The 25196-nt window shown below is 32.4% G+C and carries 25 protein-coding genes; 15 read left to right on the forward strand and 10 right to left on the reverse strand.

Features of this window, described 5'->3' with window-relative positions:
- Positions 1–64: 64 nt before the first annotated feature.
- From accB to dapF, 4 genes are all read left to right on the forward strand, one after another.
- Positions 65–526, forward strand: coding sequence for an acetyl-CoA carboxylase biotin carboxyl carrier protein (gene accB / locus PF021_RS07275; protein WP_271021824.1), 462 nt, complete (start codon positions 65–67; stop codon positions 524–526).
- A complete protein-coding gene (locus PF021_RS07280) occupies positions 526–1872 on the forward strand; it encodes an acetyl-CoA carboxylase biotin carboxylase subunit (protein WP_271021825.1) in 1347 nt (448 codons plus the stop codon). Before accB ends, PF021_RS07280 begins: the two co-directional genes overlap by 1 nt.
- Positions 1873–1947: 75 nt before the next feature.
- Positions 1948–2700: a flagellin gene (locus PF021_RS07285; protein WP_271021826.1), complete on the forward strand. Its 753-nt coding sequence runs from the start codon at positions 1948–1950 to the stop codon at positions 2698–2700.
- Between the two features lie 37 nt (positions 2701–2737).
- Positions 2738–3487: a diaminopimelate epimerase gene (gene dapF / locus PF021_RS07290; RefSeq protein ID WP_271021827.1), complete on the forward strand. Its 750-nt coding sequence runs from the start codon at positions 2738–2740 to the stop codon at positions 3485–3487.
- On the opposite strand, the gene PF021_RS07295 is transcribed toward dapF, so the two are convergent.
- The 4 genes from PF021_RS07295 to PF021_RS07310 all read right to left on the reverse strand — a co-directional run bounded on the left by PF021_RS07295 (position 3471) and on the right by PF021_RS07310 (position 7218).
- On the reverse strand, positions 3471–3680 hold the full coding sequence (locus tag PF021_RS07295) for a hypothetical protein (RefSeq protein ID WP_271021828.1): 210 nt from the start codon (positions 3678–3680) through the stop codon (positions 3471–3473). The genes dapF and PF021_RS07295 overlap by 17 nt on opposite strands.
- Positions 3680–4909, reverse strand: coding sequence for a malic enzyme-like NAD(P)-binding protein (locus PF021_RS07300; RefSeq protein WP_271021829.1), 1230 nt, complete (start codon positions 4907–4909; stop codon positions 3680–3682). The genes PF021_RS07295 and PF021_RS07300 overlap by 1 nt, the downstream gene beginning before the upstream one ends.
- A 94-nt stretch (positions 4910–5003) precedes the next feature.
- Positions 5004–6911: a translocation/assembly module TamB domain-containing protein gene (locus PF021_RS07305; RefSeq protein ID WP_271021830.1), complete on the reverse strand. Its 1908-nt coding sequence runs from the start codon at positions 6909–6911 to the stop codon at positions 5004–5006.
- Positions 6912–6921: 10 nt separating this feature from the next.
- Entirely contained in the window at positions 6922–7218 is a 297-nt protein-coding gene (locus PF021_RS07310; protein ID WP_271021831.1) for a hypothetical protein, read from the reverse strand.
- Between the two features lie 120 nt (positions 7219–7338).
- Here PF021_RS07310 and ileS point away from each other — a divergent pair, with 120 nt between their 5' ends.
- Positions 7339–10107: an isoleucine--tRNA ligase gene (gene ileS, locus PF021_RS07315; RefSeq protein ID WP_271021832.1), complete on the forward strand. Its 2769-nt coding sequence runs from the start codon at positions 7339–7341 to the stop codon at positions 10105–10107.
- A complete protein-coding gene (locus PF021_RS07320; RefSeq protein WP_271021833.1) occupies positions 10098–10232 on the forward strand; it encodes a hypothetical protein in 135 nt (44 codons plus the stop codon). The genes ileS and PF021_RS07320 overlap by 10 nt, the downstream gene beginning before the upstream one ends.
- A 7-nt stretch (positions 10233–10239) precedes the next feature.
- Here the strand turns inward: PF021_RS07320 and metK are convergent, their stop codons facing one another.
- Positions 10240–11397, reverse strand: a complete 1158-nt coding sequence (metK, locus tag PF021_RS07325; protein ID WP_271021834.1) for a methionine adenosyltransferase — start codon at positions 11395–11397, stop codon at positions 10240–10242.
- A 201-nt stretch (positions 11398–11598) separates the two neighbouring features.
- Here metK and PF021_RS07330 point away from each other — a divergent pair, with 201 nt between their 5' ends.
- Positions 11599–12195, forward strand: coding sequence for a peroxiredoxin (locus tag PF021_RS07330; RefSeq protein WP_271021835.1), 597 nt, complete (start codon positions 11599–11601; stop codon positions 12193–12195).
- 80 nt (positions 12196–12275) lie between these two features.
- Here PF021_RS07330 and PF021_RS07335 read toward each other — a convergent pair whose 3' ends face one another.
- Positions 12276–13136: an HDOD domain-containing protein gene (locus PF021_RS07335; RefSeq protein WP_407081418.1), complete on the reverse strand. Its 861-nt coding sequence runs from the start codon at positions 13134–13136 to the stop codon at positions 12276–12278.
- 141 nt (positions 13137–13277) lie between these two features.
- On the opposite strand from PF021_RS07335, the gene PF021_RS07340 reads away from it, so the two are divergent.
- The 8 genes from PF021_RS07340 to mshL all read left to right on the forward strand — a co-directional run bounded on the left by PF021_RS07340 (position 13278) and on the right by mshL (position 18720).
- Complete coding sequence (locus PF021_RS07340) at positions 13278–13976, forward strand: MqnA/MqnD/SBP family protein (protein WP_271021836.1); 699 nt, start codon at positions 13278–13280, stop codon at positions 13974–13976.
- A gap of 80 nt (positions 13977–14056) precedes the next feature.
- Positions 14057–14470, forward strand: coding sequence for a nucleoside-diphosphate kinase (ndk, locus tag PF021_RS07345; RefSeq protein ID WP_271021837.1), 414 nt, complete (start codon positions 14057–14059; stop codon positions 14468–14470).
- Between the two features lie 8 nt (positions 14471–14478).
- A complete protein-coding gene (locus tag PF021_RS07350; protein WP_271021838.1) occupies positions 14479–14844 on the forward strand; it encodes a hypothetical protein in 366 nt (121 codons plus the stop codon).
- 3 nt (positions 14845–14847) lie between these two features.
- Complete coding sequence (gene rpmF / locus PF021_RS07355) at positions 14848–15000, forward strand: 50S ribosomal protein L32 (RefSeq protein ID WP_271021839.1); 153 nt, start codon at positions 14848–14850, stop codon at positions 14998–15000.
- 5 nt (positions 15001–15005) lie between these two features.
- Positions 15006–15995 carry a phosphate acyltransferase PlsX gene (plsX, locus tag PF021_RS07360; RefSeq protein ID WP_271021879.1) on the forward strand — a complete coding sequence of 330 codons (990 nt, stop codon included), beginning with the start codon at positions 15006–15008 and terminating at the stop codon, positions 15993–15995.
- Positions 15996–16011: 16 nt separating this feature from the next.
- Positions 16012–17016: a beta-ketoacyl-ACP synthase III gene (locus PF021_RS07365; RefSeq protein WP_271021840.1), complete on the forward strand. Its 1005-nt coding sequence runs from the start codon at positions 16012–16014 to the stop codon at positions 17014–17016.
- An 8-nt stretch (positions 17017–17024) separates the two neighbouring features.
- Entirely contained in the window at positions 17025–17288 is a 264-nt protein-coding gene (locus PF021_RS07370; protein ID WP_271021841.1) for a hypothetical protein, read from the forward strand.
- A 1-nt stretch (position 17289) separates the two neighbouring features.
- Positions 17290–18720, forward strand: coding sequence for a pilus (MSHA type) biogenesis protein MshL (mshL, locus tag PF021_RS07375; RefSeq protein WP_271021842.1), 1431 nt, complete (start codon positions 17290–17292; stop codon positions 18718–18720).
- A gap of 2 nt (positions 18721–18722) precedes the next feature.
- Here mshL and recG read toward each other — a convergent pair whose 3' ends face one another.
- The 4 genes from recG to bamA are packed head-to-tail and all read right to left on the reverse strand — an operon-like array spanning position 18723 to position 25190.
- Positions 18723–20567, reverse strand: a complete 1845-nt coding sequence (recG, locus tag PF021_RS07380; RefSeq protein ID WP_271021843.1) for an ATP-dependent DNA helicase RecG — start codon at positions 20565–20567, stop codon at positions 18723–18725.
- Positions 20568–20569: 2 nt separating this feature from the next.
- On the reverse strand, positions 20570–21865 hold the full coding sequence (locus PF021_RS07385; RefSeq protein WP_271021844.1) for a M16 family metallopeptidase: 1296 nt from the start codon (positions 21863–21865) through the stop codon (positions 20570–20572).
- A complete protein-coding gene (locus PF021_RS07390) occupies positions 21862–22950 on the reverse strand; it encodes a dehypoxanthine futalosine cyclase (RefSeq protein WP_271021845.1) in 1089 nt (362 codons plus the stop codon). Before PF021_RS07390 ends, PF021_RS07385 begins: the two co-directional genes overlap by 4 nt.
- The gene (gene bamA / locus PF021_RS07395) at positions 22950–25190 is read right to left on the reverse strand and encodes an outer membrane protein assembly factor BamA (RefSeq protein ID WP_271021846.1); all 2241 of its coding nucleotides are present in this window, start codon (positions 25188–25190) and stop codon (positions 22950–22952) included. The genes PF021_RS07390 and bamA overlap by 1 nt, the downstream gene beginning before the upstream one ends.
- Between the last annotated feature and the right edge of the window lie 6 nt (positions 25191–25196).

The following is a 25196-nucleotide window of genomic DNA, read 5'->3' on the forward strand; positions in this document are numbered from 1 at the left end:
CTTAAAGTTTTTTACTATCATTTTGTGCTATTATAGCAAAAGAATTACATGAAAAAGGCTAGTTATGGATTTCAAAGAAATAAAAGAGTTAATTAAAATTTTTGATTCAAGCTCTCTTAGTTCTCTTAGTATTACAAAAGAAGATTCTAAAATTAAGCTAGAAAAGGGTGGTAAAGTAGCTCCACAAGCAATAATCCCAGCAAGTGTAGCACAAGCTCCACAACCACAAGCGATACCAAGTGAAATAAAGTCTCCTAGTGCAGAATCTGCTCCCAAAACTATAAGTGGTGAGACTATAAACTCTCCTATGGTTGGAACATTTTATAGATGTCCTTCTCCAAATGCACCAGCTTATGTAAATGTAGGCGATAAGGTTAAAAAAGGTCAAACTTTAGCAATTATTGAAGCTATGAAAATTATGAATGAAATTGAAGCAGAGTTTGATTGTGTGATAAAAGAGATATTGCCAAGCGATGCACAACCTGTAGAATACAATATGCCATTATTTGTAGTGGAGAAAATCTAATGTCTTTAAAGCGAGAGATTAATACCATTTTGGTAGCTAATCGTGGTGAGATAGCATTGCGTGCTATAAGAACAATAAAAGAAATGGGAAAGAGAGCTATAGCGGTGTATTCTACTGCTGATAAAGATGTTCATTACCTAGATTTAGCCGATGCGAAGGTGTGTATTGGTGGCGATAAAAGCAGTGAATCTTATTTAAATATACCTGCAATTATTTCTGCAGCGGAGCTTTTTAACGCAGATGCAATCTTTCCGGGATATGGATTTTTGAGTGAGAATCAAAACTTTGTAGAAATTTGCAAACATCATAATATAGAGTTCATAGGTCCAAATTCTGATGTAATGGCGCTAATGAGTGATAAAAGTAAAGCAAAAGAAGTAATGAAAAATGCTGGAGTGCCTGTAATACCAGGAAGTGATGGTGCAGTATCATCAAAAGAAGAAGCCAAAAAAATAGCAAATGAAATGGGTTATCCTGTGATACTAAAAGCAGCAGCCGGTGGTGGTGGTAGAGGAATGAGGATTGTTGATAGTGAAGAAAATATGTTTAATGCATTCCTAGCAGCTGAAAGTGAGGCTATTAGTGCATTTGGTGATGGCACAATTTATATGGAGAAATTCATTGATAAGCCAAAGCACATAGAGGTTCAGATTCTAGCAGATAAGCATGGAAATGTCTTGCATGTGGGCGAGAGGGATTGTTCATTGCAACGAAGACATCAAAAGTTAATTGAAGAATCTCCTGCACCAACTTTGGAACCACAAACAAGAGAAAAACTTCTGCAAACTGCAATTACTGCAACTAAGGCTATAAAATATGTCGGTGCTGGAACTTACGAGTTTTTGCTAGATTCTAATCAAAATTTTTATTTTATGGAGATGAATACAAGGTTGCAAGTTGAGCACCCTGTAAGTGAGCTTGTAAGTGGGCTTGATATAATCGAGCTTATGATAAATATTGCAGAAGACAAAGAACTACCAAAGCAAGATGATATAAGATTTAATGGTTGTGCTATTGAATGCAGAATCACAGCAGAAGATCCTGTGAAATTCTATCCATCTGCTGGGAAAATAACAAAATGGATATCACCTGGTGGAAATAATGTAAGAATAGATACTCATGCTTATGCTGGATATAATGTGCCTATGTTCTATGATTCCATGATTGGTAAGCTTATCGTATGGGGCAAGAATCGCAATGAAGCAATATCAAGAATGAAAAGAGCATTAGATGAATTTTGCATAGAAGGCATAAAGACTACTATAGATTTTCATAAAGAAATGATGAAAAATGATGATTTTGTAAGAGGTGTGATACATACTAAATATTTGGAGCAAAAGTCATAAAAGTGGAATGAAAAATGCTTGATATTTGTAGTATAATATTTAACAAGGAAGTAAATTAAATTGAAAGGAGATATTATGAAAATTGGAAATACTGGTATAAATGAAAGTTTGGTATCTATAAATAAAGCCAAAGAAGAAGAAAAAGAGTCTATTAAAAAAATTGCATCTCCTAGACCAATAGAAGCTATTGATGGTGCTTCTTTAGCTATTGCTAATGAGTTATTAGCACAAGCAAATTCTATGTCTCAAGGTATTAGAAATGCAAATGATGCACTAGGTGTGCTACAAATTGCTGATGGTGCATTATCAGAAATTTCTAATTCTGCTATTAGAATGAACGAGCTTTCAGTTGCTTTGGGGAATCCTGCGTTAAATAGTGATCAAAGAGCAATGATTGAGAGCGAATCTCAAGCATTAACACAATCAATGAATGATTCTATCTCTCAAGCTACATTTAATGGAAAGAATGTTTTTGGTGGTCAAATGAGCTTCATGCTTGGTAGTGGTCCTATAGACTTTAGTTTGCAATCACCAAATACTTCTAGTTTGCAAGTTACAAACCAACAAAGCATTTTGGACTTTATAAGTAATGTCAGCTCAAAAAGAGGCGATATTGGTGCTGTTATGAATCGTATTGAATCTACAATTAATAGCGATATGAATACGGTTGTTAATCTAAGATCTGCTGAAAGCAATTTGCAAGACAATGATATTGCTGAAAATTACAATGAGCTAAACACTGCTAAATTAAAAGAAAATGCTTCATTGTATGTAGCTTCATTTAATGCACAATATCTTCAAAATAAATTCAATTCCCTATTAGGTTAATTTCATAGCCCTTTTTGGGCTATTTGCGAGTGTTGTTATGTTTTTTAGTAAGTATTCTGCTAGTGGCAATGACTTTATAATTACCCATTTATTTAAACACAATGTTATTCCATATTCTAAATTAGCACAAAAGATTTGCAATAGGCATGAAGGAATCGGTGCTGATGGACTTATTGTTCTAAAACCGCATGATAGCTATGATTATGAGTGGGAATTTTATAATCAAGATGGTAGCGTGGCTAGTATGTGTGGTAATGGTAGTAGAGCTGCTGGTGCATATGCTGTAAGTATGAATCTTACAGATAAGAATCATAGATTCTTAAGTGGTGCTGGTGTCATCAACATTAGAGTAGATAATAATATGGTCGAAAGTGAGCTTGGAATTGCCAATATCATAGATAAGAATATATTAGAGGCTAACTCATCTTGGTGGCTTATAGATACAGGCGTTCCGCATTTAGTAACTTTTGGAGATGACATTTTTGAGTTAGATTCGTCAGTAATGTCAGAATTAAGACACAAATACAATGCTAATGTAAATGTAGCAAAAATTGAGTGTAAGTATATTTCAATACGCACATTTGAGCGTGGAGTAGAGGGTGAAACTCTAGCTTGTGGGACTGGTATGGCTGCTATGTTTTATAGACTTTTATTAGAAGGTTGTGCAATGAATATGCAAGCCTTTAAACCGGCAAGTAAAGAGCTAGTTTATCTAAGAGAGGATAATAAAAGTTTATTTTTAAAAGGTGAGGTTAGAAAAGTTTGTGATTTTAGTTATGAAATTTGATTGTGAATCTACCTTTATTTAATATTATTTCGTATTTTTCTCTTGTTTGTAAGTCTATTAAAAAGCATTCATCGCCATTTTCTAAATCGTATCTTTCATCAGGGTAGAGGGATAGTCGCCTCTCTACTTCCTCTATATCTTCGCATAATGCACTAAAACCAAACATTGTTAGCTTATATTGGAATTCTTCCATTAAAGATTCTTTTTTCTAGCTACACCGCTATTTATCGCAGATTGTGCAACTGCATTTGATACATACTCTTTTAGTCTTGTGTCAAATGGAGAAGGTATTATGTATTCCTTGCCAAATTCAAATTTTCTATTATGAATCTTTTCTAGCTCTTCTTTTAGGTCTTGTGGTATTTCTTTTTGTGCAAGTTCAGCTAATGCATTAGCAGCAACCATTTTCATTTCTTCATTTATGCTTCTTGCTTGAACCATTAATGCACCTTTGAAGATATATGGGAATCCTAATACATTATTGATTTGGTTTGGATAATCGCTTCTACCTGTTGCAATTATGGCATCTGGTCTTGCTTGTCTTGCTAGTAGCGGATCTATTTCTGGATCTGGATTGCTCATCACAAAAATCATAGGATTTTCATTCATATTTTCTATATCCGTAGCCTTAAGGATATTAGCCCTTGATAGCCCAAGTAACACATCAGCACCATCTAATGCTTCTTTGTAGCTATTTATTTCTCTATCTGTGGCGAATTCTTTTTTTGCACTATTTAGGTCTTTTCTATTTGTTGTTATAGCACCTTTGCTATCAAACATTATAATCTCTTTTGCCCCTAGTTGTTTTGCCATTTTAGCGCATGCAATAGCAGCACCACCAGCACCTATTACTACTATTTTTAGAGATTCTATGCTTTTATTTGCTATTTTTGCACCATTGATAATACCTGCTGTGCTTATTATGGCAGTTCCATGTTGGTCATCGTGCATAATTGGTATATTTAGAATCTCTTTTAATTTCTTTTCTATATAGAAGCATTCTGGGGCTTTTATGTCTTCTAGGTTTATTCCTCCAAAAGTTGGTGCAATAGCTCTTATTATATCTATAAATTTATCTGGATCTGTTTCATCTACTTCGATATCAAAGGCATCTATATCTGCAAATTTCTTAAATAGCACAGCTTTACCTTCCATTACAGGCTTACCAGCTAGAGCTCCTATGTCTCCAAGCCCAAGCACGGCAGTTCCATTTGATATTACCGCTACTAAATTTCCTTTTGAAGTATAGTCATATGCCAATTGCGGGTTTTTTTGTATTTCTTTACATGGTGCAGCTACACCGGGTGAGTATGCTAAAGATAAATCATTTTCATTGTCTAGTTTAGTCTTTGGGCTTATTGCTACCTTGCCACCTTGATGATAAATAAGTGCATCTTTATTTAATTTTTCTAAATCTTTCATATTAGGTCTCTTTCAAGTGTTAAAAATTGTAAAATTTAATCTAAAAAAAGATAAATTCAAGTTTAAAATACTCTTTACTTTATTGTTTGATGCATCATTTATATATTGTGATTTTTGGGCTATTTATAGTGTTTGTAATAATATATTTTTTGTTGGCTATTGTTATTTCTCCATCTATTTTATTAGAATCTAGATTTGTTGTTATTTTTTGGGAATTTAGCGTTATTTTGTCAGACTTTAGTTGCATTCTACTTTGTATTGTATTGTTTTGAATCGTGCTGTATATATATCCGCTAAATAACAGATTTGTAAGCTGTGGCTTTATGTGCTTGTTTATTTCTTTTGATAAGTTTGTATTGTTAAACTTTGCTTTATTTATGTCAAAATTTATATTTTTTGTATTTGTTGCTAAATCCAAATTTAGATGCATATTAGCAGTGCCATTTAGTATCTTTGGGATTTGTGGGAATATGTTTTGTATTGTTTTGGTGTTTATATTGTTTAACCTTAAGTTTAATCCTTGCTTTGTGTTTGATAGCATAAATGGATTTTTTGAATCTTTTTGTAGTATATCGCCTTGTATGGTTAAGTCATTGTTTGTAAGTTTGCCATTTGCTTGCACATGACCATTTAGCAAACTTTTATTGTTATATGATATATTTTGTATCTTTTCTATTTCTAATTTTAGTGGTATTTCTATGTTAAATGGCTTTATGCTTATTTTTCCATTTTCAGATTCTATGTTTGCTATTTGTGAATTAAGGCTACTTCTAATTATGCCATTACCATTTGCTAAATCTATATTTGTCCTTAGTTTAAACAAGCTAGATGGGAATCCTATTTTTGTTCTCTCTTCTAATAATGGGCTGTTTATAAAAAGCCTATCACTATTTAGCGTTATCGCACCAGAGATTCCATTGTTGAAGTCCCTTAAATTAAGCGATAAATCCAATGAACCATCAAAATATGCTTCTTTATTAAATAAAGTAAAAATATCTTTTGGATCCATTTGTGAAGCATTGGCTATGAGATTTTTTGGCTTTAGATTATTTAAGCTTAGTTCATAGTTTATCTTTGAGTTTTTTAAACCCAAATCCCCAACTATCATCATATTTTTAGAATCGCCTTTTGAAGTGCCACTACTTTTTATATAACCATTTAAAGGGACCTTAAACAATGGAGATAGAGGAGCTATATTTTCAAGTTGTATGTCAAATTGTGTGTTTGTGTTTAAAGAATGTATGTTTGTAACTCCATTTAGAGTTATATCGCCTATTGTTGAGTATATTGATAGTTCATGTTCTAGTGTATTGTTATCAACTATGGCTTTTAAATCTCCTGCAAAGCTTGTTCTTGGTATTTTTATTGAGAATTCTTCTTCCATTGTACTTCTATTTACCTCACCGCCATCTATTTGCATATTTATAACGCCGCCAAATACAGAATCTTTTATGGTTACATCTGCATTCATGGTTATGATTCCATCGCTATATGGTTTTTGATTTAATACCTTTAGAAGTTCTAATAAAGAAGCCTCTTTGGTGCTTAGAGTTAGATGGCTTATATTTAGATAATTTCCATTTATTATAATATCGCTATTTGATTGCAGAAAGTTGCTTTGCGAAATTATCGTGTAATTATTAAATTTACCACTTAATTTTCCTTCAATCCACTCGTTTTCTGATACATTATACTGCTTGTTATTGATTGTTGCTTTAAATCCTTTGGAATTTATAAAGAAGTTTCCATCTATGTTGCGTAAGAATAGGGAGTATTCGACATTTAAAAAAAGTTCTAATGCACCATCATAAGCACTAAAATCAACTAAAATTGATGTTGGAGATAGTGTAAATGAGTTGCTATACCATTGCGTATTTGTTATTTTGCTAAGCTTTGCGATTGCTATATTAGATACTATTTTATTGCCTATGCTAGAAAATAGCACAAGCGGAGTTAGTATTAGAAATGAAACGAAAAATAAAATAACTAGTTTAAGTTTCATATCTCAAAGCTTATAATTCACCAGAGCATCTTTTTTTGCATCGTTCGGCTTCTTGTGTGCCTTTGCCAAATTTCATATTGCAATCTTGCAAACAACCTTTTGTTTTTACTGCTTCACACATTCCTCTAACTTTCTCACATTCTGTGAGACATGATTTCTGGCTTTTATTATCTTTGCGACATTTATTTAGACAATCCTGTTTTATGTCATTACAGTTTGAGCTCTTATATCCAAAGCTCTGTCTGCCACCACCTTCACATCCAACTATAAATAAACCAAATCCAATAAGAGTTAATAAAATAAACAAATTCTTCATAAAAGAAAGTGTAGTGGAAAAATATTAAAAATAACTTTAATTTTGTTTAGAATAATGCTTATTTAAAGCTTATTGTTATAGAATCTAGGCATTTTATTTTTAGGATATTTTATGGATTATAAAGATACTTTAGAATTGCCATCTACTGAATTTCCAATGCGTGGGAATCTCGCACAAAATGAACCAAAAACATATAATAAATGGAAGCAAGATTTAGTCTATTCAAAAATGCTAGAAAATAGACAAGGTTGTGAAGAATTTAATTTGCACGATGGTCCTCCATATGCCAATGGACACTTACATATAGGGCATTCTTTAAACAAGATTCTAAAAGATTTTATTGTTAAATATCACTATTTTAATGGTAAGAAGGTTTATTATACTCCCGGTTGGGATTGTCATGGACTGCCAATAGAACAAAAGGTTGAAGAAAAAATAGGCAAGGAAAAAAAGGAAACTTTACCAAAGGTTAAAATTAGAGAGCTATGCAGGGAGTGGGCTACTAATTTTGTAAAGATTCAAGGTGATGAATTTCAATCATTAGGTGTGGTAGGTGATTTTGATAAACCATATAAAACTATGGAGTTTGCATTTGAAGCTGATATATATAAGGCATTGTGTGAAATAGCTAAAAATGGACTTTTATTAGAAAGAAGTAAGCCTGTATTTTGGAGCTGGGCCGCTAAGAGTGCTCTAGCTGAAGCTGAAGTTGAATATCAAGATAAAGAGGATTATTCGATTTTTGTTGCTTTTGAGCTTAAAAAAGATTCAGTAGATAAATTAAATATAAGCGGTATTGATAGTATAAAGGCAATATTTTGGACGACTACCCCATGGACACTACCTGCAAATCAAGCAATAGCACTAAATCCAAATGAAATGTATGTAATAACAAAAGAGGGCTATATTTTAGCTAAGGAATTGTTATCTAGCATGGTTGATAAGGGTATTACAAAAGGTGAGATTTTATGTGAATATAAAGGAAGCCATTTTGAAAATCTAGTAGCTACTAATCCGCTAAATAATAGAGATTCTAGACTTATTTTAGGTGAGCATGTATTAATGAGTGGCGGAAGTGGGCTTGTGCATAGTGCTCCGGGGCATGGTGAAGATGATTATTATGTATGCTTAAAATATGATATACCAGTTATTATGCCTGTTGATGATGGTGGATTGTATGATAATACTTTAAAAACACAAGGATTATTAAAAGAAGATATAGTAGATGAATTTATAGGAATGCATATATTTAAGGCAAATGAGAGAATCTTAGAGCTTTTGGGTGATAACTTGCTTCATAGTTCAAAGTTTGTGCATTCTTATCCATTTTGTTGGAGAACACATAAGCCTGTAATTTATAGAGCAACAAAGCAGTGGTTTATTCTTATGGACAAGCCATTTTTTGAGGGTAAGACTTTAAGAGAAATTGCATTAAGTGAGCTAGATAAAACTAGATTCTATCCTGAACATGGGAAAAATAGAATCTATTCTATGATAGAAAATAGACCTGATTGGTGTATCTCAAGGCAGAGGGATTGGGGGGTTCCAATAGCTTTTTTTAACGATAAAGAAAGTGGTGAGCCAGTCTTGGATAAAGAAGTGCTTGATTATGTAGCAGATATATTTTATAAAGATGGTTGTGATGCATGGTGGGAGAGAGAGATTGTGGAATTATTACCAGAATCTTGGAAGCATAAAGCACAAACGCTAGAAAAAAGTAAGCATATATTAGATGTGTGGTTTGATAGTGGTAGCACATGGAAGGCAGTATTGCAAAGCGGAAATTATAATAGTGGAAATTATCCTGCTAGTATGTATTTAGAAGGTAGCGATCAGCATAGAGGTTGGTTCCAAAGTTCGCTTCTAATAAGCTGTGCTATAAATCATAAAGCACCATTTAAAAACATCGTAACTCATGGATTTACTATGGACGAACATGGTGAGAAGATGAGTAAATCAAAAGGGAATGTAATAGCACCACAAGAGATTCTAAAAGAGCATGGTAGCGAGATACTTAGACTTTGGGTTGCGATGAGTGATTATCAAAATGACCAAAGAATCTCAAAAAATATATTAAAACAAGTTGGTGAAAATTATAGAAAAATAAGAAATACAATTAGATTCTTGCTTGCCAATACAAATGGATTAGATGAGCTTTACTATGAGTTTAGTGAGATTGATTTGTGGATACTAGAATCTGCTAAGAAATGCTTTGATAGCATACATGCTTTACTTGGAGAATATGAGTTTGCAAAGGCGATTCAAGAGCTAACTTATTTCTTAAATGCAGAGTTAAGTGGAATTTATCTTGATATTTGTAAGGATAATTTGTATTGCAATGCAATAGATTCAAAAGAAAGATTAGCCTCTCAAAGCGTTATGGCATTGATTGCTAGTAGATTATTTGCACTACTAGCTCCTATTTTGACTTATACCATAGATGAAGCATTGGGATATAACAAAAGCAAGGCATTGTTGCAACTATGTAATGGTGGAGATAGTGTATTTGATATTATTTACTCTCCGATGCCTTCTTTTGCTACTCCAAGTCATAACTTTGAATCTTTGCTTGAGTTTAGAAGTTTATTTTTAGAACAGATAGATATTTTAAAGAAAGATTCAAAAATAAAATCTACTTTAGAAGTTGATTTATTAGCGTTAAATAATACATTTAAAGAGTTACATTTATGGCTTATGGTAAGCAATGTTACTAATTCTAGCAATGAAGAGATTCTTGGAACTTTTAGTAGTGGTGGCATGGATTATAAGATAGTAAAGGCAAGTGGCAAGAAATGCCCAAGATGTTGGCAGTATCTATCAAAAGAAGAAGATAAACCATGCCCTAGATGTGATGAGGTATTGAGTAAAAAATGCAAATAACAGATGGATTTTTTGATTTTACTAAGCCCGTTGGGCTTGATGAGGTATTATTTAGTGCGGTTATTATTTGTGGATTGTTTTATTTGTGCTATGTATTTATAAGAAATAAGAATCTAAACAAGTAGAGCTTGTTTAGATTTTGAAATAAGATCTAATTTCTTCTGCTTTGTCTGTCTTTTCCCAAGTAAATTCAGGTAATTCTCTTCCGAAATGTCCGTAACTTGCAGTCTTTTGGTATATTGGTCTTAGTAGATCTAGAGATTCTATTATTCCTTTTGGTGTTAGTCTAAATATCTTTCTTACACATTCTTCAATCTTAGAATCTTCTACCTTTCCAGTACCATGAGTATTTACTAGGATTGATACAGGTTCTACAACACCTATTGCGTATGCGATTTGTATTGTTGCTCTATCACAGATTCCACTCGCTACTAGATTCTTCGCTACATATCTCATAGCATAAGCACCGCTTCTATCTACTTTACTAGGGTCTTTGCCACTAAATGCACCACCACCATGTGGGCAACTACCACCATATGTATCTACAATTATCTTTCTACCAGTTAGTCCAGCATCTCCTTGAGGACCGCCTATTACAAATTTTCCTGTTGGATTTACAAAATATCTTATATTATCATTTGCAAATTGCTCTGGCAAAGCTTTTTTGATTACTTCTTCAATTACTGCTTGGTGTAGTGTTTCTTGCATTGTTTCTGGGCTATGTTGTGTTGATACTACTATTGTGTCAATGCCAACTGGAATCCCATTTTCGTATTTTACTGTTACTTGTGATTTCCCATCTGGTCTTAGGAATGGTAGAGTGCCATCTTTTCGCACTTGTGCTAGTTTTTCTGTGATTCTGTGAGATAGATATATTGGAAGAGGCATTAATACATCTGTTTCTTTACAAGCATATCCAAACATAAGTCCTTGATCACCCGCACCGATTTCGCCATCTTCTCTATCTACACCTTGATTTATATCTGGGCTTTGCTCTCCTATACCATTTAAAACACCAGCACTATGATAGTCAAAGCCATATTTTGCGTCTATATAGCCTATATCTCTAATTACATTTCTAGCAATGTCTTGCATTGGTGCATATGCTGTTGTTTTTAGCTCACCTGCTATTACGCAAAATCCATTTGATAGCAATGTCTCACAAGCAACTCTAGCTTTTGGGTCTCTTTGTATAATGTAGTCTAGTATTGCATCGCTTATTTGGTCTGCCATTTTATCTGGATGTCCTTCAGTTACAGATTCTGAAGTAAAAAGAAATTGATTTTTCATAAATTCACCTTGTATTTTTAATTTTTGTGATTATAGCATTATCAAACTTAATTGTGTGATGCTTTGTTTTATTTTTATCCTATGGAATGTGAAAAATAACTTTTTATGTTTTATATACTTTATATTTATAATTTTTGGATATAATCTAACTTAATGTTGATAGTTTTTATCAACAACTAAATTATTTTAAAAGGATTTTTAATGTTAGTAACTAAAAAAGCCCCAGATTTTAAAGCACCAGCTGTTTTAGCTGATAATAGAATTGTTGAAGATTTTGAGCTTTCTAGAAATTTAGGAAGAAATGGTGCAGTAGTATTCTTTTGGCCAAAAGACTTTACATTTGTTTGTCCATCAGAGATAATTGCTATGGATCATAGAGTGAAAGATTTCGCTGATAAGGGATTTAATGTTATTGGTGTATCTATTGATTCTGATGTAGTTCATTTTGCTTGGAAAAACACTCCTGTGAATCAAGGCGGTATTGGCAATGTTCAATTCCCTATGGTATCTGATATTACAAAGCAAATTTCAAGAGATTATGAAGTTCTAATCAATGAAGCTGTTGCTCTTAGAGGTTCTTTCTTAATTGATAAAAATCAAATTGTAAGACATGCAGTAATTAATGACCTTCCATTAGGTAGAAATATGGATGAAATGCTAAGAATGTGTGATGCATTAACATTTTTTGAAGAGCATGGTGAAGTATGTCCTGCTGGTTGGAACAAAGGTGATAAAGGTATGAGGGCTGATGCAAAAGGTGTTGCTGAGTATCTATCACAAAATGCTGATAAACTTTAATTAATTGATTGCTAAAGCATGGTTGGTATAACCAACCATGCTTACATAATTCTCTCTAATTGTTTTAATGTGATATTTATTTAAACTTCTTCATCTTCTTTTTGCAAGTTTGCTTTTGCAGTATTTGGTAACTTTTCCATGAAGTTTTCTATATCAAATGTTATATTTTGTGTTTTTGCTTCTTTTATTAGCGCTATTGCTTTTTTGCAATTAAAGGAACTAAGTGGATTGTATGGCTCAAATAGACAATTGATAATAGATAAAGCATATGCACTTTTTTTAGTTTCTGAAGAGGCGGAGTGTGGATTATTTATATATGTCACGCTTTGTATTAGAATTTCATCAAACTTCCAATAATCAAATAAGAATCCTAAAAATGATAAGCTGTCAATCCCGCAATATTTATCCTCTAACTCATGGATATTTTGGAAATTATTTTTCATATTTTCTGCTAAAAACTCTTTATCTTTATTTGACTTTATTAGTATTGAAGATAGTAAAATCATTCCGAGTCTTAATAGCATTGCACATGGTATTAATGTGTCTGATAATGCTTTATCTTCTTTGTTTAGCCAATTTGAAATAAATTCTGTTTCTTCTGCTGAATATCTTAAGAATGTATCTGTATCCAATCCATAAGGCGATACATCAACTACAAATTTTTTCTTCACAGCATCTGCTAAGATAGTATTTTTTACATTGCTTACACCAAGTAGTGATACAGCTTGTGGTATTGTTGATATTTGTCTTGAAATCCCATAATATGGCGAATTAGCTAGTTTTAATAATTCTGCTATTAATAATGGATCTTTTGAGATAATGGTTGCAACTTTTGATAATTCTAAATTATCTCCAGCAGTATTTATATAATCCCTAAGTTCAGATACTGTTGCAGGAAGCGGAGGCAAATTGTTTATGGTTTCTAATAATAACGAGTTCATGCGTATCTCCAAAAATACATAATTGATGTTTATAGTTTTACATCCTTCAATCATATAACTTGACAATTGTAGCATGTTTTGCAACATAAGTCATTATTTCGCAAAAAGTGTTAAAATGTGTAAAAACTTTAGGAAGTTAATATGAGATTTGGTAAGATAGATTATTTGAATCTTTTGCCTTTTGAAGTCTTTATGCGTAAATATCCTGCTCCTTCTTATTGCAAGTTATTTTATAATAAGAAAAAATCGTATCCTGCAAAACTTAATATAGAATTTTTATTTAATAGAATCGATGCTGGTTTTATATCTTCAATCACAGCCATGAGGGCACAGAATGAAAGATTCCGTGTATTTGATGTAGGTATATGTGCTAAAAAAGAAGTAAAAAGCGTAATTTGCATAAAAGATGATCTAGGAAATGATTATCAATCTGCTACTTCAAATGCTCTTCTTAAAGTGTTAGGGCTTCAAGGTAGGGTATTAATAGGAGATAGGGCTTTAAGATATGTATTAGATTCATCAACAAATAAACAAGACTACATAGATATGTGTCTTTTTTGGGTGGAGAAGGAGAGGATACCTTTTGTTTTTGGTAGATTATGTGCTAGAAAGCATAAGGAGTTTTTTTGTAAAGTTGCTTTGCTTTTTGCAAAGTCTCATGTAAAAATACCTCATTATATAATTGATGAATATTCCAAAAAGAGTGGCGTATCAAAAGAAGATATATTGGAATATTTGAATCTGCTTACATATAAAATAGATAAAAAAACTAAAATAGGCTTATATAGATTCTATAGAAAAGCTAGGATTTTAGGAGTGAAATCACCAAAAAGATTTTAATAACATTTTGATTTAATATTTAATGTAGTTTTGTTTTTGTATAATTGACGCTTTAAATTTTTAATTTCTTAGGAGCGAGAATGGAACAGACATTGTCCATAATAAAGCCAGATGCCGTTAAAAAAAATGTTATTGGTAAGATAGTAGATAGATTCGAGAGCAATGGTTTAAGAGTGGTAGCTATGAAGAGATTACATCTTGGAAGATGTGATGCAAAAGAATTTTACGCTGTTCATAAAGAAAGACCATTTTTTAATGATTTAGTGGATTTTATGGTTAGCGGTCCAGTTGTTGTTATGGTGCTTGAAGGACTAAATGCAGTAGCAAAAAATAGAGAATTAATGGGTGCTACAAATCCAAAAGAAGCAGCTGTAGGCACGATTAGAGCGGATTTTGCAGATAGCATTGATGCTAATGCTGTTCATGGTAGCGATAGTTTAGATAATGCAAAAAAGGAAATAGAATTTTTCTTTGCAAAAAGAGAAATTTGTTAATAATATAGATGAATAAAATACCATTTTTAAAAGCATTTCAGATATGCAGGAATGGTGATAAGATTCCATTTAGTGTATCATTAGATAGTGTTAGTTTAGATGGTTATTTGTGTTTTGAATCATCTCATAGTGATTTTTTGAGATTATGTGCCAAACTGACCGGAAGCGTGAATCTAGTTTGCGACATTAGTGGTGATGAATACTTAGAGAATCTAGATGAAAATTTGGATTTTTATCTAAGCAATGGAGCAGTTAGTTTGAGTAATGAAACTTTCGAAGAAGTTTTAGAGTGTGAAGGTGGAATTATCGATTTTGAAGATATTCTTAGAAGCGAGATAGAAATTATTATTTGTGATTATCATATTAAGGAGTAAAAAATGGCAGTACCAAAGAGAAGAGTTAGTAAAACTAGAGCAGCTAAAAGAAGAACACATTACAAAATTACATTGTCTATGCCTGTGAAAGATAGTGATGGAACTTGGAAAATGCCTCATAGAATGAATAAATTCACTGGAAGTTATAAAAATTAAGTTTAATAATGAGAATCGCAGTTGATGCAATGGGTGGGGATTTTGGTGCTTCCCCACTTGTTGAAGGTGCTATATCAGCATTAAAGGAAAAGAACTTTACGCTTGTGCTCGTTGGAAATGAAGAGGTGTTAAGACCGCTTGTTCCTTCATCTTTTGCTAATAGAGTTCAGATTGTTCATTGTGATGATGTCATTACGATGGACGATCTAGCTACTTCAGCAATTAAGCGAAAAAATAGTTCAATTTATGTAGCTATTGATATGCTAAAAAATAAAAGTGTTGATGCAGTAGTGTCTGCTGGACATAGCGGTGCTACTATGAGTTTAGCTACTTTAAGAATAGGCAGATTAAGTGGAATCTCTCGTCCTGCTATATGCACTCTTATGCCTAGAATCGACGGAAATAAAAGTTTGGTTGTAGATGCTGGGGCTAATGTAGATTGCAAGGCAGAGAATCTATTTGAGTTTGGGATTATGGGGCATGAGTATGCATGTTCTATATTGAAGTATCAAAATGCACGAATTGGGATATTATCCAACGGAGAAGAAGAGTGTAAGGGTAATGAGATTAGCAAGAATGCTTTTATGTATTTAAAGTCCCACCCTTCCTTTATCGGTAATATAGAGGGCAATAATATATTTGATGCTTCAGTTGAAGTTATAGTTTGTGATGGTTTTGTTGGTAATATAGTGTTAAAAACTAGTGAAGGAGTTGCAGATTCAATAGTGTATCTGTTAAAAACCTATATAAAATCATCGCCACTTGGCACTTTTGGTTCTTTGTTTTTAAAGAGTGTTTTTAGCAAACTTAAAAAGCAAATTGATTATGCAGAATATGGTGGTGCTCCATTGCTTGGCATTGATGGAAATGTAATTATTTGCCATGGCAAGAGTAATTCAAAGGCTATGAAGAATGCCATTTTTCAAGCTATTGCTAGTATAGAAAATAATATCAACGATAGAATATTATCTGCGTTAGCTAAATATAAGTCATAATTTAAAGGAGCAACTAATGGATAAACCTATATATGCGGCACTAAAATCCATTGGTGCTTGTATACCAGATAGGATAGTTACTAATGATGACTTAGCTCAAATAGTAGATACTAGTGATGAGTGGATTACTAAAAGAACGGGTATAAAAGAGAGGCGATTTGCCTCAAGTAATCAAGCAACTAGCGATTTGGCTATAAATGCTGCTAAAGTAGCATTAAATAGAGCCAATATAAAACCTTCTGATATTGATATGGTTATAGTTGCAACTATATCACCAGACTTTTTATGTATGCCATCTACTGCATGTGTTGTATCTAGTGCTTTAGGCATTGTTGGCAAACCAGCCTTTGATATTTCAGCAGCTTGTAGCGGATTTATTTATCTATTATCTTTGGCGAAGTCTTTTATTGAATCTAAAACATGTAAAAATATATTGATAATCGGTGCAGAGAAACTATCTAGCATAATTGATATGGAAGATAGAAGCACATGTGTTTTGTTTGGTGATGGTGCTGGTGCGGCTGTTATTGGTGCTACTTGTGATATCTCTAAAAGCATTTTAGATGTCAATATTTCATCAAATGGTGAGTATCAAGATTTTTTAATGACACCTGGCTGTGGTAGTAGGAATCCAATTACAAATGATACGATAAATGATAGATTGCAGTTTATAAAAATGAAAGGCAATGAAACTTTTAAGATTGCTGTAAAAACATTAACAAATGATGTAGTTGAGATTCTAAAGAGAAATAATCTTTCAAAAGATGATATTGATTTTTTTGTGCCACATCAAGCGAACTTACGGATTATTTCTGCAGTTGGTGAGGCTTTGCAATTCCCAGATGACAAAGTTGCAAAAACGGTGCATAAATACGGCAATACTTCAGCTGCTTCTATACCAATTACGATTAATGAACTATTTGAGGAGGGCAAGATTAAAGATGGCTCAAGATTGTTGTTAGATGCTTTTGGTGGTGGTCTAACTTGGGGCTCTGCATTGCTTAGTTTTAATTCCGTTTAGGATATTTTATGAAGCTATTATTATTTTTTATTCCATTCTTTCTTGTTGCAAGAGACTTCTCTTATGATCCTTTTTTGTATGATATAGATGAGGTTCATGTAAATGGTATTTTGCTAGATAGAGTAAATATTAATGGTAATTGGTATAAAAAGGGTGAGGTATTTGAAGATTATTTAATTTATGATATACAAAATAGATGTGTGGTGCTAAAAGACAATGATGAGGTTAGTAGGCATTGTATAGGTAAAGTTAGTAATTTTAATATCAAATAATATGAATTTTAAGCTTTTATTTTTACTTTTTATTTTTTATTCTTCTTTGATTGCTGATTGCAAGTATCGCTCTTTTTCTCTATCTGTCCCAAAAGATTCAGAACTATCAATAAGAGATATATTAGGTGAGCTTGGTGAGGAATGTTATTTTAGTGTTATCTATAATGAAGATGAGGTTTCTTCATTATTGGATAAAGAGTTACCTATTATAAATATAAAGGACAAGAATCTTGATTATGTTTTTAGTGTTTTGTTTAGACATGCTAATTTACATTATTTCTATAAAAATGACACACTAAAGCTAAAATACAAGCATTCTAAAACATTTGACTTAAACTATATAAACACGAATCGAATCGGCAATAGTAGCACTTCAGTATCAATAAATAATGAAGAAAGCAAGGGTTCTAGTGGTGCTGATATGATTAGTCTTAGTCGTTCTGGGGTTGATATACAAAGTGAAGATGGATTTAATTTTTGGGCTAATATTGAAGATGAATTAAAAGAAATGCTAACTAATAGCGAGGATTCTGATGTTGTGGTCAATAGAGGGGCTGGATTAATAACCATAAGAGCTACAAGAACTAATTTAGATAGGGTTGAATCTTATATTAAAAGTTTGCACTCTAGGCTTCAAAGGCAGGTTTTAATAGATGTAAATATCTTAAGTGTTGTTCATAAAAATTCATATACAACAGGTATAAATTGGGATAGCTTATATAATCTCCAAAACTTAACCATACCATTTACTGCAGATTCTGCCAACTTAGAAAATAGTAGTGGCATTAATGTGTCAAATGGTGAATTTAAGTATGGCATTAACATTTATTCACAAGCTTTAAGTCTAAATAGGGTAGTTGAGTTTTTACAAACCTATGGAAATGTATATTCTATCTCAAATCCAAAAGTGCTAACTTTAAATAATCAACCAGCAATGATAAGTGTTGGAGATATTTTACGATATAAAAAAAGTTCCATATATCAAAATACAAATGCACAAACAACGCTAACAAATACAGACAATGAATATCCAAGCATTTTTGCAGGTGTATTGCTTGATATAACTCCATTAATATTTGATGATGAGATTATGCTAAAGATAAACCCATCAATAACCAAAACAAAAGACGATAACTTAAAACAAACACAAGCCTTAGAATCTCCTCCGAATCTAACAACAAATCAGCTCTCATCAATTGTTAGAGTAAAAAATAATGAGCAAGTTATTTTGGGGGGATTAATCTCAAAAAATACAACAAATGTTCAAAATAAAATTCCACTCTTAGGACATATAATTCCGCCTTTATTTTCATATACACAAGATGTATCACACATTGAAGAAATAGTGTTTATAATACAGCCAAAAATAATAGAAAATAAAGAACTAAAGGAATTAAGCTTAGAATCTTTGGGGTATAAAATATTGGAATAATTTTAAGATTCTAGTTTGTCTATCGAATCTTTTGCTTTTTGTGTTATGTGTTCTTCAAAGTTATACCAGTTAAACTCTGAACCACTTTGTTTTACTCCGCTTAGCATATCTCCACCTTTTCTTCTTTGCAGGTCTAGCTTTGCTACTTCAAAGCCATTTTGTATTTCACAAAATTGTGCTAGTTTTTCTATGTTTTGTTTTTTTGTGTATAAGAAGCAAAATCCTTTAAGCCCATTTCTGCTAACCCTACCTCTTAATTGATGTAATGTAGCAAATCCAAAGTTTTCTGCACCTGATATTACAATAGTAGATAGTCTTGGTAAGGAGATTCCAACTTCTACAACCGTTGTTGATAGTAATATTTCACCATTTTGTTGAAATTCTTCTAGTATTTGTTCTTTGTTTTTATCCTTGCCATGCACTAAATGCACTCTCTTAAAGTGTCTCTCCCAAAATTCTTTTGCTTCTTTTATTGGTTTGTAGATGTTGTTTTCTGATTTTTTCTCAACTAGGGGATAGATGATTATTGTTTGGTTGCCTTTTTTTGTTTCTAGCTTTATGTGTTCTAGGAGACTTGCAAAGTCATTATTTGTTATCACCTTTGATGTTATATCTTTTTTGAAAGGCAAATCATTTATAAAAGTAAAGGATAGTAGAGAGGATTCTATCATCGCCATTGTTCTTGGTATTGGAGTGGCAGAGAATTGCAAAAAATGTGGCTTTTTGCCTTCTTTTTCAAGTGATTTATCAAGTATATTTCTTTGTTTTGTGCCAAATCTATGTTGCTCATCTATCATTACTAATGGCATATCTAAGGTGTTGTTATCTATATTTGTGTATAGAATCTTATGTGTCCCTATTATGAAGTGATATTTGCTAAAATCTAAGTCTTTTTTGTCCTTTATACATAAGCCAACATTGATTTCTTGTGGTAGCATTTTTAATGCTTCATTATAGATTTGCTGTGCGAGAATCGAGGTTGGTGCCATTAATATGCATTGTCTTGGATAGCACAATATGCATGCAGCAAAAATCAAAATAGTCTTGCCACACCCAACATCACCTACTATTATTCTTCTACTTGCTAGATTGCTATTTAGTGATATTTCTATATCTCTTATTGCGTCTTTTTGTCCATTTGTAAGATTAAATGGTAGGCTATTTATCCATTTTTCTAACAGCTTTTTATTGTTTAGTTTTTCTAGGCTTTTAAAGTGTAATACTTTGCCCTTTAGCTCTAGCATGTAATTATAAATTTCAGCAAAGGCTAGAGCTTTTTTTGTTTGCATGTCAAATTCTTTGTTATGTGTAAAGCTTTTTAAAAAATCACTAGTTGGATTGTGTATTGCATGAAGTCTTTTTAGGATTTTAGATTCTATGTTTGGGTAGGCTTGTATTAGCACATCTAGTGTGATTGATTTTATAAAATCTCTTAGAATCGTTATTTGTTTGCCTACTAGCTTTTTGTTGAAATGCAAAATAATTTCATCTTCTTGCGTGATTACTTTTGGCTGCTTGATTGTGAATCTTCCATTATATATTCCGCCAATGCCACTTACAATCATTTCTTTTCCAAGTGTAAAGATGTTTTTATGATATGGCTTGGCGTTAAATATAAATAAATTTATTTTCTCACTACCATCTATAGATAAGACTATGGCGTTAATAATGGCATTTTTGCCTATTTTATTGTAGCTTTGAATCACTATCTTTACTACAATTGTTGAATTTATCTCTAAAGATTCAGTTAGTTTGCCATTTGTGTATTTTGCAGGTGGGTATTTTATGTATAAGTCAAGCAGGTTACAAATACCAAGTTTTTTGATATTTTCTGGTATTTGTATCAAGATTAATTAGCACTCACAATAGAGAATGTAAGTTTGCCTATTTCTTTATGCTCTTTTATATAGTCATTAACTTCTTTTAGGCTTAGTTTTTCTATCTCTTTCAATACTTTGGAGTTAAAGTCAAGTGGTAAATTGTCATAATAATTTCTAAATGTGCTACTAAGTCTTTGTGATAGCGTTTCGTTTCTTAGTGGTTCACTACCTAACAGATATTTTTTAGCAGCGTCTAGTTCTTTTTGTGTGATTCCATTTTTTATAAAATTATCTACAACTTCACTTACGAGTTTTTTTGCTTCTTCTTCATTTTTTAGACTTGTTTGTAGATAACCATGTGTATACGAGTATGTCTTGCTCGGTAGCAATCTTAAAACAGCTGTATATGCTAAGCCTCTTTTTACTCTTATCTCTTCCATCATTCTGCTACCAAATCCACTTCCACCAAGCACAAATGAAGCAACCTTTAAAATCGCACTTTCTTTTTCTAAGTCTTTTATATACAATGGTGCTGCAAAGTATATATATGCTTGTTGTGTTTCTTTTTTTATTGTTTTTGTTCCTTGTTTATCATTTGCTTGTATGTTAGCGATTTCTACCTTTTTGCCACTTGGTAGAATCTTTAGTGTTTGTTGTATTTTTTGAGATATATCATCTAGTTTTATATCTCCACCTAAGATTATTGTTGCATTTTCTAAGTTTATATATGAATTGTAGAAACTTTCTATATCTTTTAGCGTTATTGCTTCTATTGATTTTTGTGTTCCAATCGATGTGTTTTGCAGTGCCGTGCCTTTAAAAATCATCTCCTTTAGACCTTTGTTGGCTTGATAGTCGAAGTCATTTTCTTTTTCGAGTATGGAGATTATTGTATTTTCCTTGACCTTATTTAGTGCTGTTTTTGTAAAATTTGGATTGCTTAGTAATTCATTTAGCAATGTTAATGCATTATCTATTTCGTCTTTTGTTCCGCTAAGTGTGAAGTTCATAGTTTCAAATCCACTGCCTACACTAAGAGATAATGCCCTCTCTTCTAGTTTTTCTGAAAATTTTGTTACACCAAGCTTTTTTGTCCCTTCATTTAGTATGCTACTTGTTAGGTTAGAGATTCCAAGCTCTTTGCCATCACTAACGCTACCAGCACCTTTAAATACTATTTGTATAAAAAATAGTGGAAGCTGTGAGTTGTTTTCATAAATTACAGGAATGTTTGTGTTGTTTATCTGTAGATGTTTTAGTTCTACTGCCATTAAAAATCCTTTCATAAAGAATACACTAATTAATATTGTAAAAATTTTTTTCATTCAAAATACTCCAAAATATCATAAGCTGTATTTCGCTTTGCTGCAATTCCGCCTATGTCTTTTATTAGCTTTATCATCTCTTGTTGATTCATAGAGTTTTTAGCACCAGCTGCTGCTACTACATTTTCTTCCATCATTGTGCTACCTAAGTCGTTTGCCCCAAAAAGTAGTGCAATCTGACCTATGTGTGAACCTTGTGTTACCCAACTGCTTTGTATATTTTGAAAATTATCCAAAAAGATTCTACTACATGCAAGCAATCTTAAGTATCTATTTGATGAGGCTTTCATTAGATTGGGGAACTCATCTTTTAGCGGGGTGAAAGCAGGTTGAAAACTCCAAAGTATAAATGCTCTAAATCCATTTGTCTCATCTTGTAAATTTCTTATCCTATCCCAGTGTTCTAATATATCATCATCGCTCTCTACGCTGCCAAACATCATTGTAGCTGTGCTTCTTATATCTAGTTTGTGGGCTTGTCTATGCACATTAATCCATTCATCAGAATCTAGCTTTTTAGGAGCTATTATATCTCTTACTCTATCGCTTAGGATTTCTGCTCCAGCACCCGGAATTGATGATAGACCACTATTTTTTAATCTTTGTAATACTTCAGTGATTGATATTTTTGATACTTTTGCTATGTAGTTTATTTCTATTGCTGAAAATCCATGTATTGTAATTTGCGGATATTTATTTGCAATATGTGATACTAGAGATTCATACCACTCTATTTTTAAGCTTGGATGCACACCACCTTGGAATAGTATTTGTGTTCCACCTATTGCTAATAATTCTTCAATTTTTTTATCAATTTCATCAAAGCTTAAAATGTATGTATCTTTTTCTCCTACTTTACGCTTAAAAGCACAGAATTTACAATCCACCCAACATATATTTGTGTAATTTATATTTCTATCCACCACAAATGTTGTTATGTTTCTTGGGTGAAGTTTTGATTTTATATTTTGAGCCATTTCTCCCAATTCACGCAAAGACGCATTTTTCATTAAATGAAGAATCTCATCTTTGCTAACTCTTGGTAGTTTTACTTTAACTATGGCATTGTCTATTTTTTGTGTCATTAGAATCTTTGACCCATAGTAAATTCAAATGAAGATGTCTCATCTCCTGTTTTATCATTAAGTGCTCTTGGGAATACGAAGTTAATAACACCAATTGGAGATACCCACTCAATCCCAACACCTGCTGAATATCTTGTTATCTCTGAAATATCATTCTCTCCTATCATACCATAGTCAAAGAAGGCATTTAGCCTCATTTGCACAGTTTCAAATAGTCCATAGCTCAACTCAGCAGTGTTGTAGAACATTTGCTTTCCACCGATTCTCACGCCGTATTCGTCTTTTGGAGTGATTGATCTACTTTGATAACCCCTTACACTACTTATACCACCTAGATAGAATTTCTCACTCATAGGTAGATATCCGCCGTCATTTATATATCCAGCTCTAGCTCTATATCTAAAGATAAGATCTATATCAACCCAATCTTCAACTGATTTGTAGTAATTGAAGCTTCCATAGTATTTTGTAAATTCCGCATCTCCACCAATTCCAGCAAATTCGACATTAGCTGCAACTCTAATGCCGCTTTTAGGGAAGAAATAAGCATCTGTGTTATCAAAGCTAAGTCCAGGAATCACAGATGATTTTGTATATTTACCTCTGTAATACAATAGATAAAATGGATTTTCAAATTCTGATAGTCTTGATTCTTGGAATGTATAACCAAGCGTTAAGTCTAGTTGGTCCCATACTCTCTTGCCGCCTACAAGGCTAAAACCAGTTGAGATTTCTCTATAATCATAGTCATAATAGTCGGTTCTATACACATCAGTTGCTAAGCTATAATCACTATCTAAGATCGCAGGATTGTATAAGTTTAGTCTATATGAAGTTGATACTTCACTTTTGTCAAAATATAATCCAGCAGTTAGACCGCTACCAAATATGTTTCTATCTTTTATAGATATACTACCCATAGCACCATCATAGCTACCATAACCAACACCAAATGTAAATTCACCAGTCTTTGCTTCTTTTACATTTACTAGTAAGTCAATATGTTCTTCATCAACTCTTCTTTCTTCTATTGTTACATTATCAAAGTTACCAGTTCTCATTATGGCATTTTTAGAATCTCTAATCTTGCCCATTTTGTATTCATCGCCGGGAGCTAATAATACATTTCTTCTAATTACTCTATCTATTGTTTTTGAGTTACCAGAAATTAGTACATCTCTTACCTTCACTTTTCTGCCCGGTTGCACATAATATATAATTCTTACTTCGCCAGTGTCAGGGTTTTTGTCTAAATCAGGATTTACTCTAGTAAATGCGTATCCTAAATCACCAACTTTATATTTAAGCTCTTCCATATCGGCTCGCATTTTGTTTATGTTAAATATTTTGCCTTCTTTTGTTTTGATGACTTCTTTTAGCTCCTCTAATGGCATTATATCTTCTTCTAATACTACATCTATACTTGATACTCTATATTTCTTGCCCTCGTTAATGTAAAAGTCAAGCTCTGCTTCATATGTCGTAAAATCCGTTCTTAAAAATGGACTTGAAACTTCAGCATCCAAGTATCCCTTTTGCATGTATAAGTCTCTAATTCTAGCCGCATCTGCTTCTATTTCATTTATTTGTAATTTCCCGTTATTAAAACCCCACATCCAACCTATAAAGTCTTTTTCTTTGTTTGCAGTTACAGATTCAATTCTTGAAGTCCATATGCTTTCTCTACCATAGTAGTTTGCTTTTTTAATGATGATTTCTTCGCCTTTATTGATTTCAAATGTTACTTTTAGAACTTTTGGTGCTATTGTTTCTGTTTTTACTTCAACGATAGTGTCATAGAAACCTTGCTTTTCTAGTAGTTCTATTATTCTTTTTCTTGTGTTGGCAATTTTTATTTCATCATATACATCGCCTTTTTTTAACCCTAGCTCTTTATTTAGTGTGGCTTGTTCTTTGCCTGCACCATATCCGCTTATAATCAAACTTGCTATTATTGGTTTTTCTACAAAGTGATATGTTAAAACACCATTTTCTTCTGTTACCCATATATCTTGGAAATATCCTTGCTTATAGAAGTCTTGGATTGATTGATCTACTCTGTTTAAATCTAGTTGTTCGTTTAGTTTGATTTTTGCAATTTCATTTGCAATTAGTGGTGATATATAGTTCAAGTTTTCATATTTAACTTCTTTGATAATAGGTAAATCAGCGGCATTCAAATTCGCAGAAATAGCTATAGCAGCAGCAATAGACGACATAAATTTTGGAGTTAATTTCATTACAAA

The sequence above is a fragment of the Helicobacter ibis genome (assembly GCF_027859255.1).
GTDB classification, from domain to species: domain Bacteria; phylum Campylobacterota; class Campylobacteria; order Campylobacterales; family Helicobacteraceae; genus Helicobacter_D; species Helicobacter_D ibis.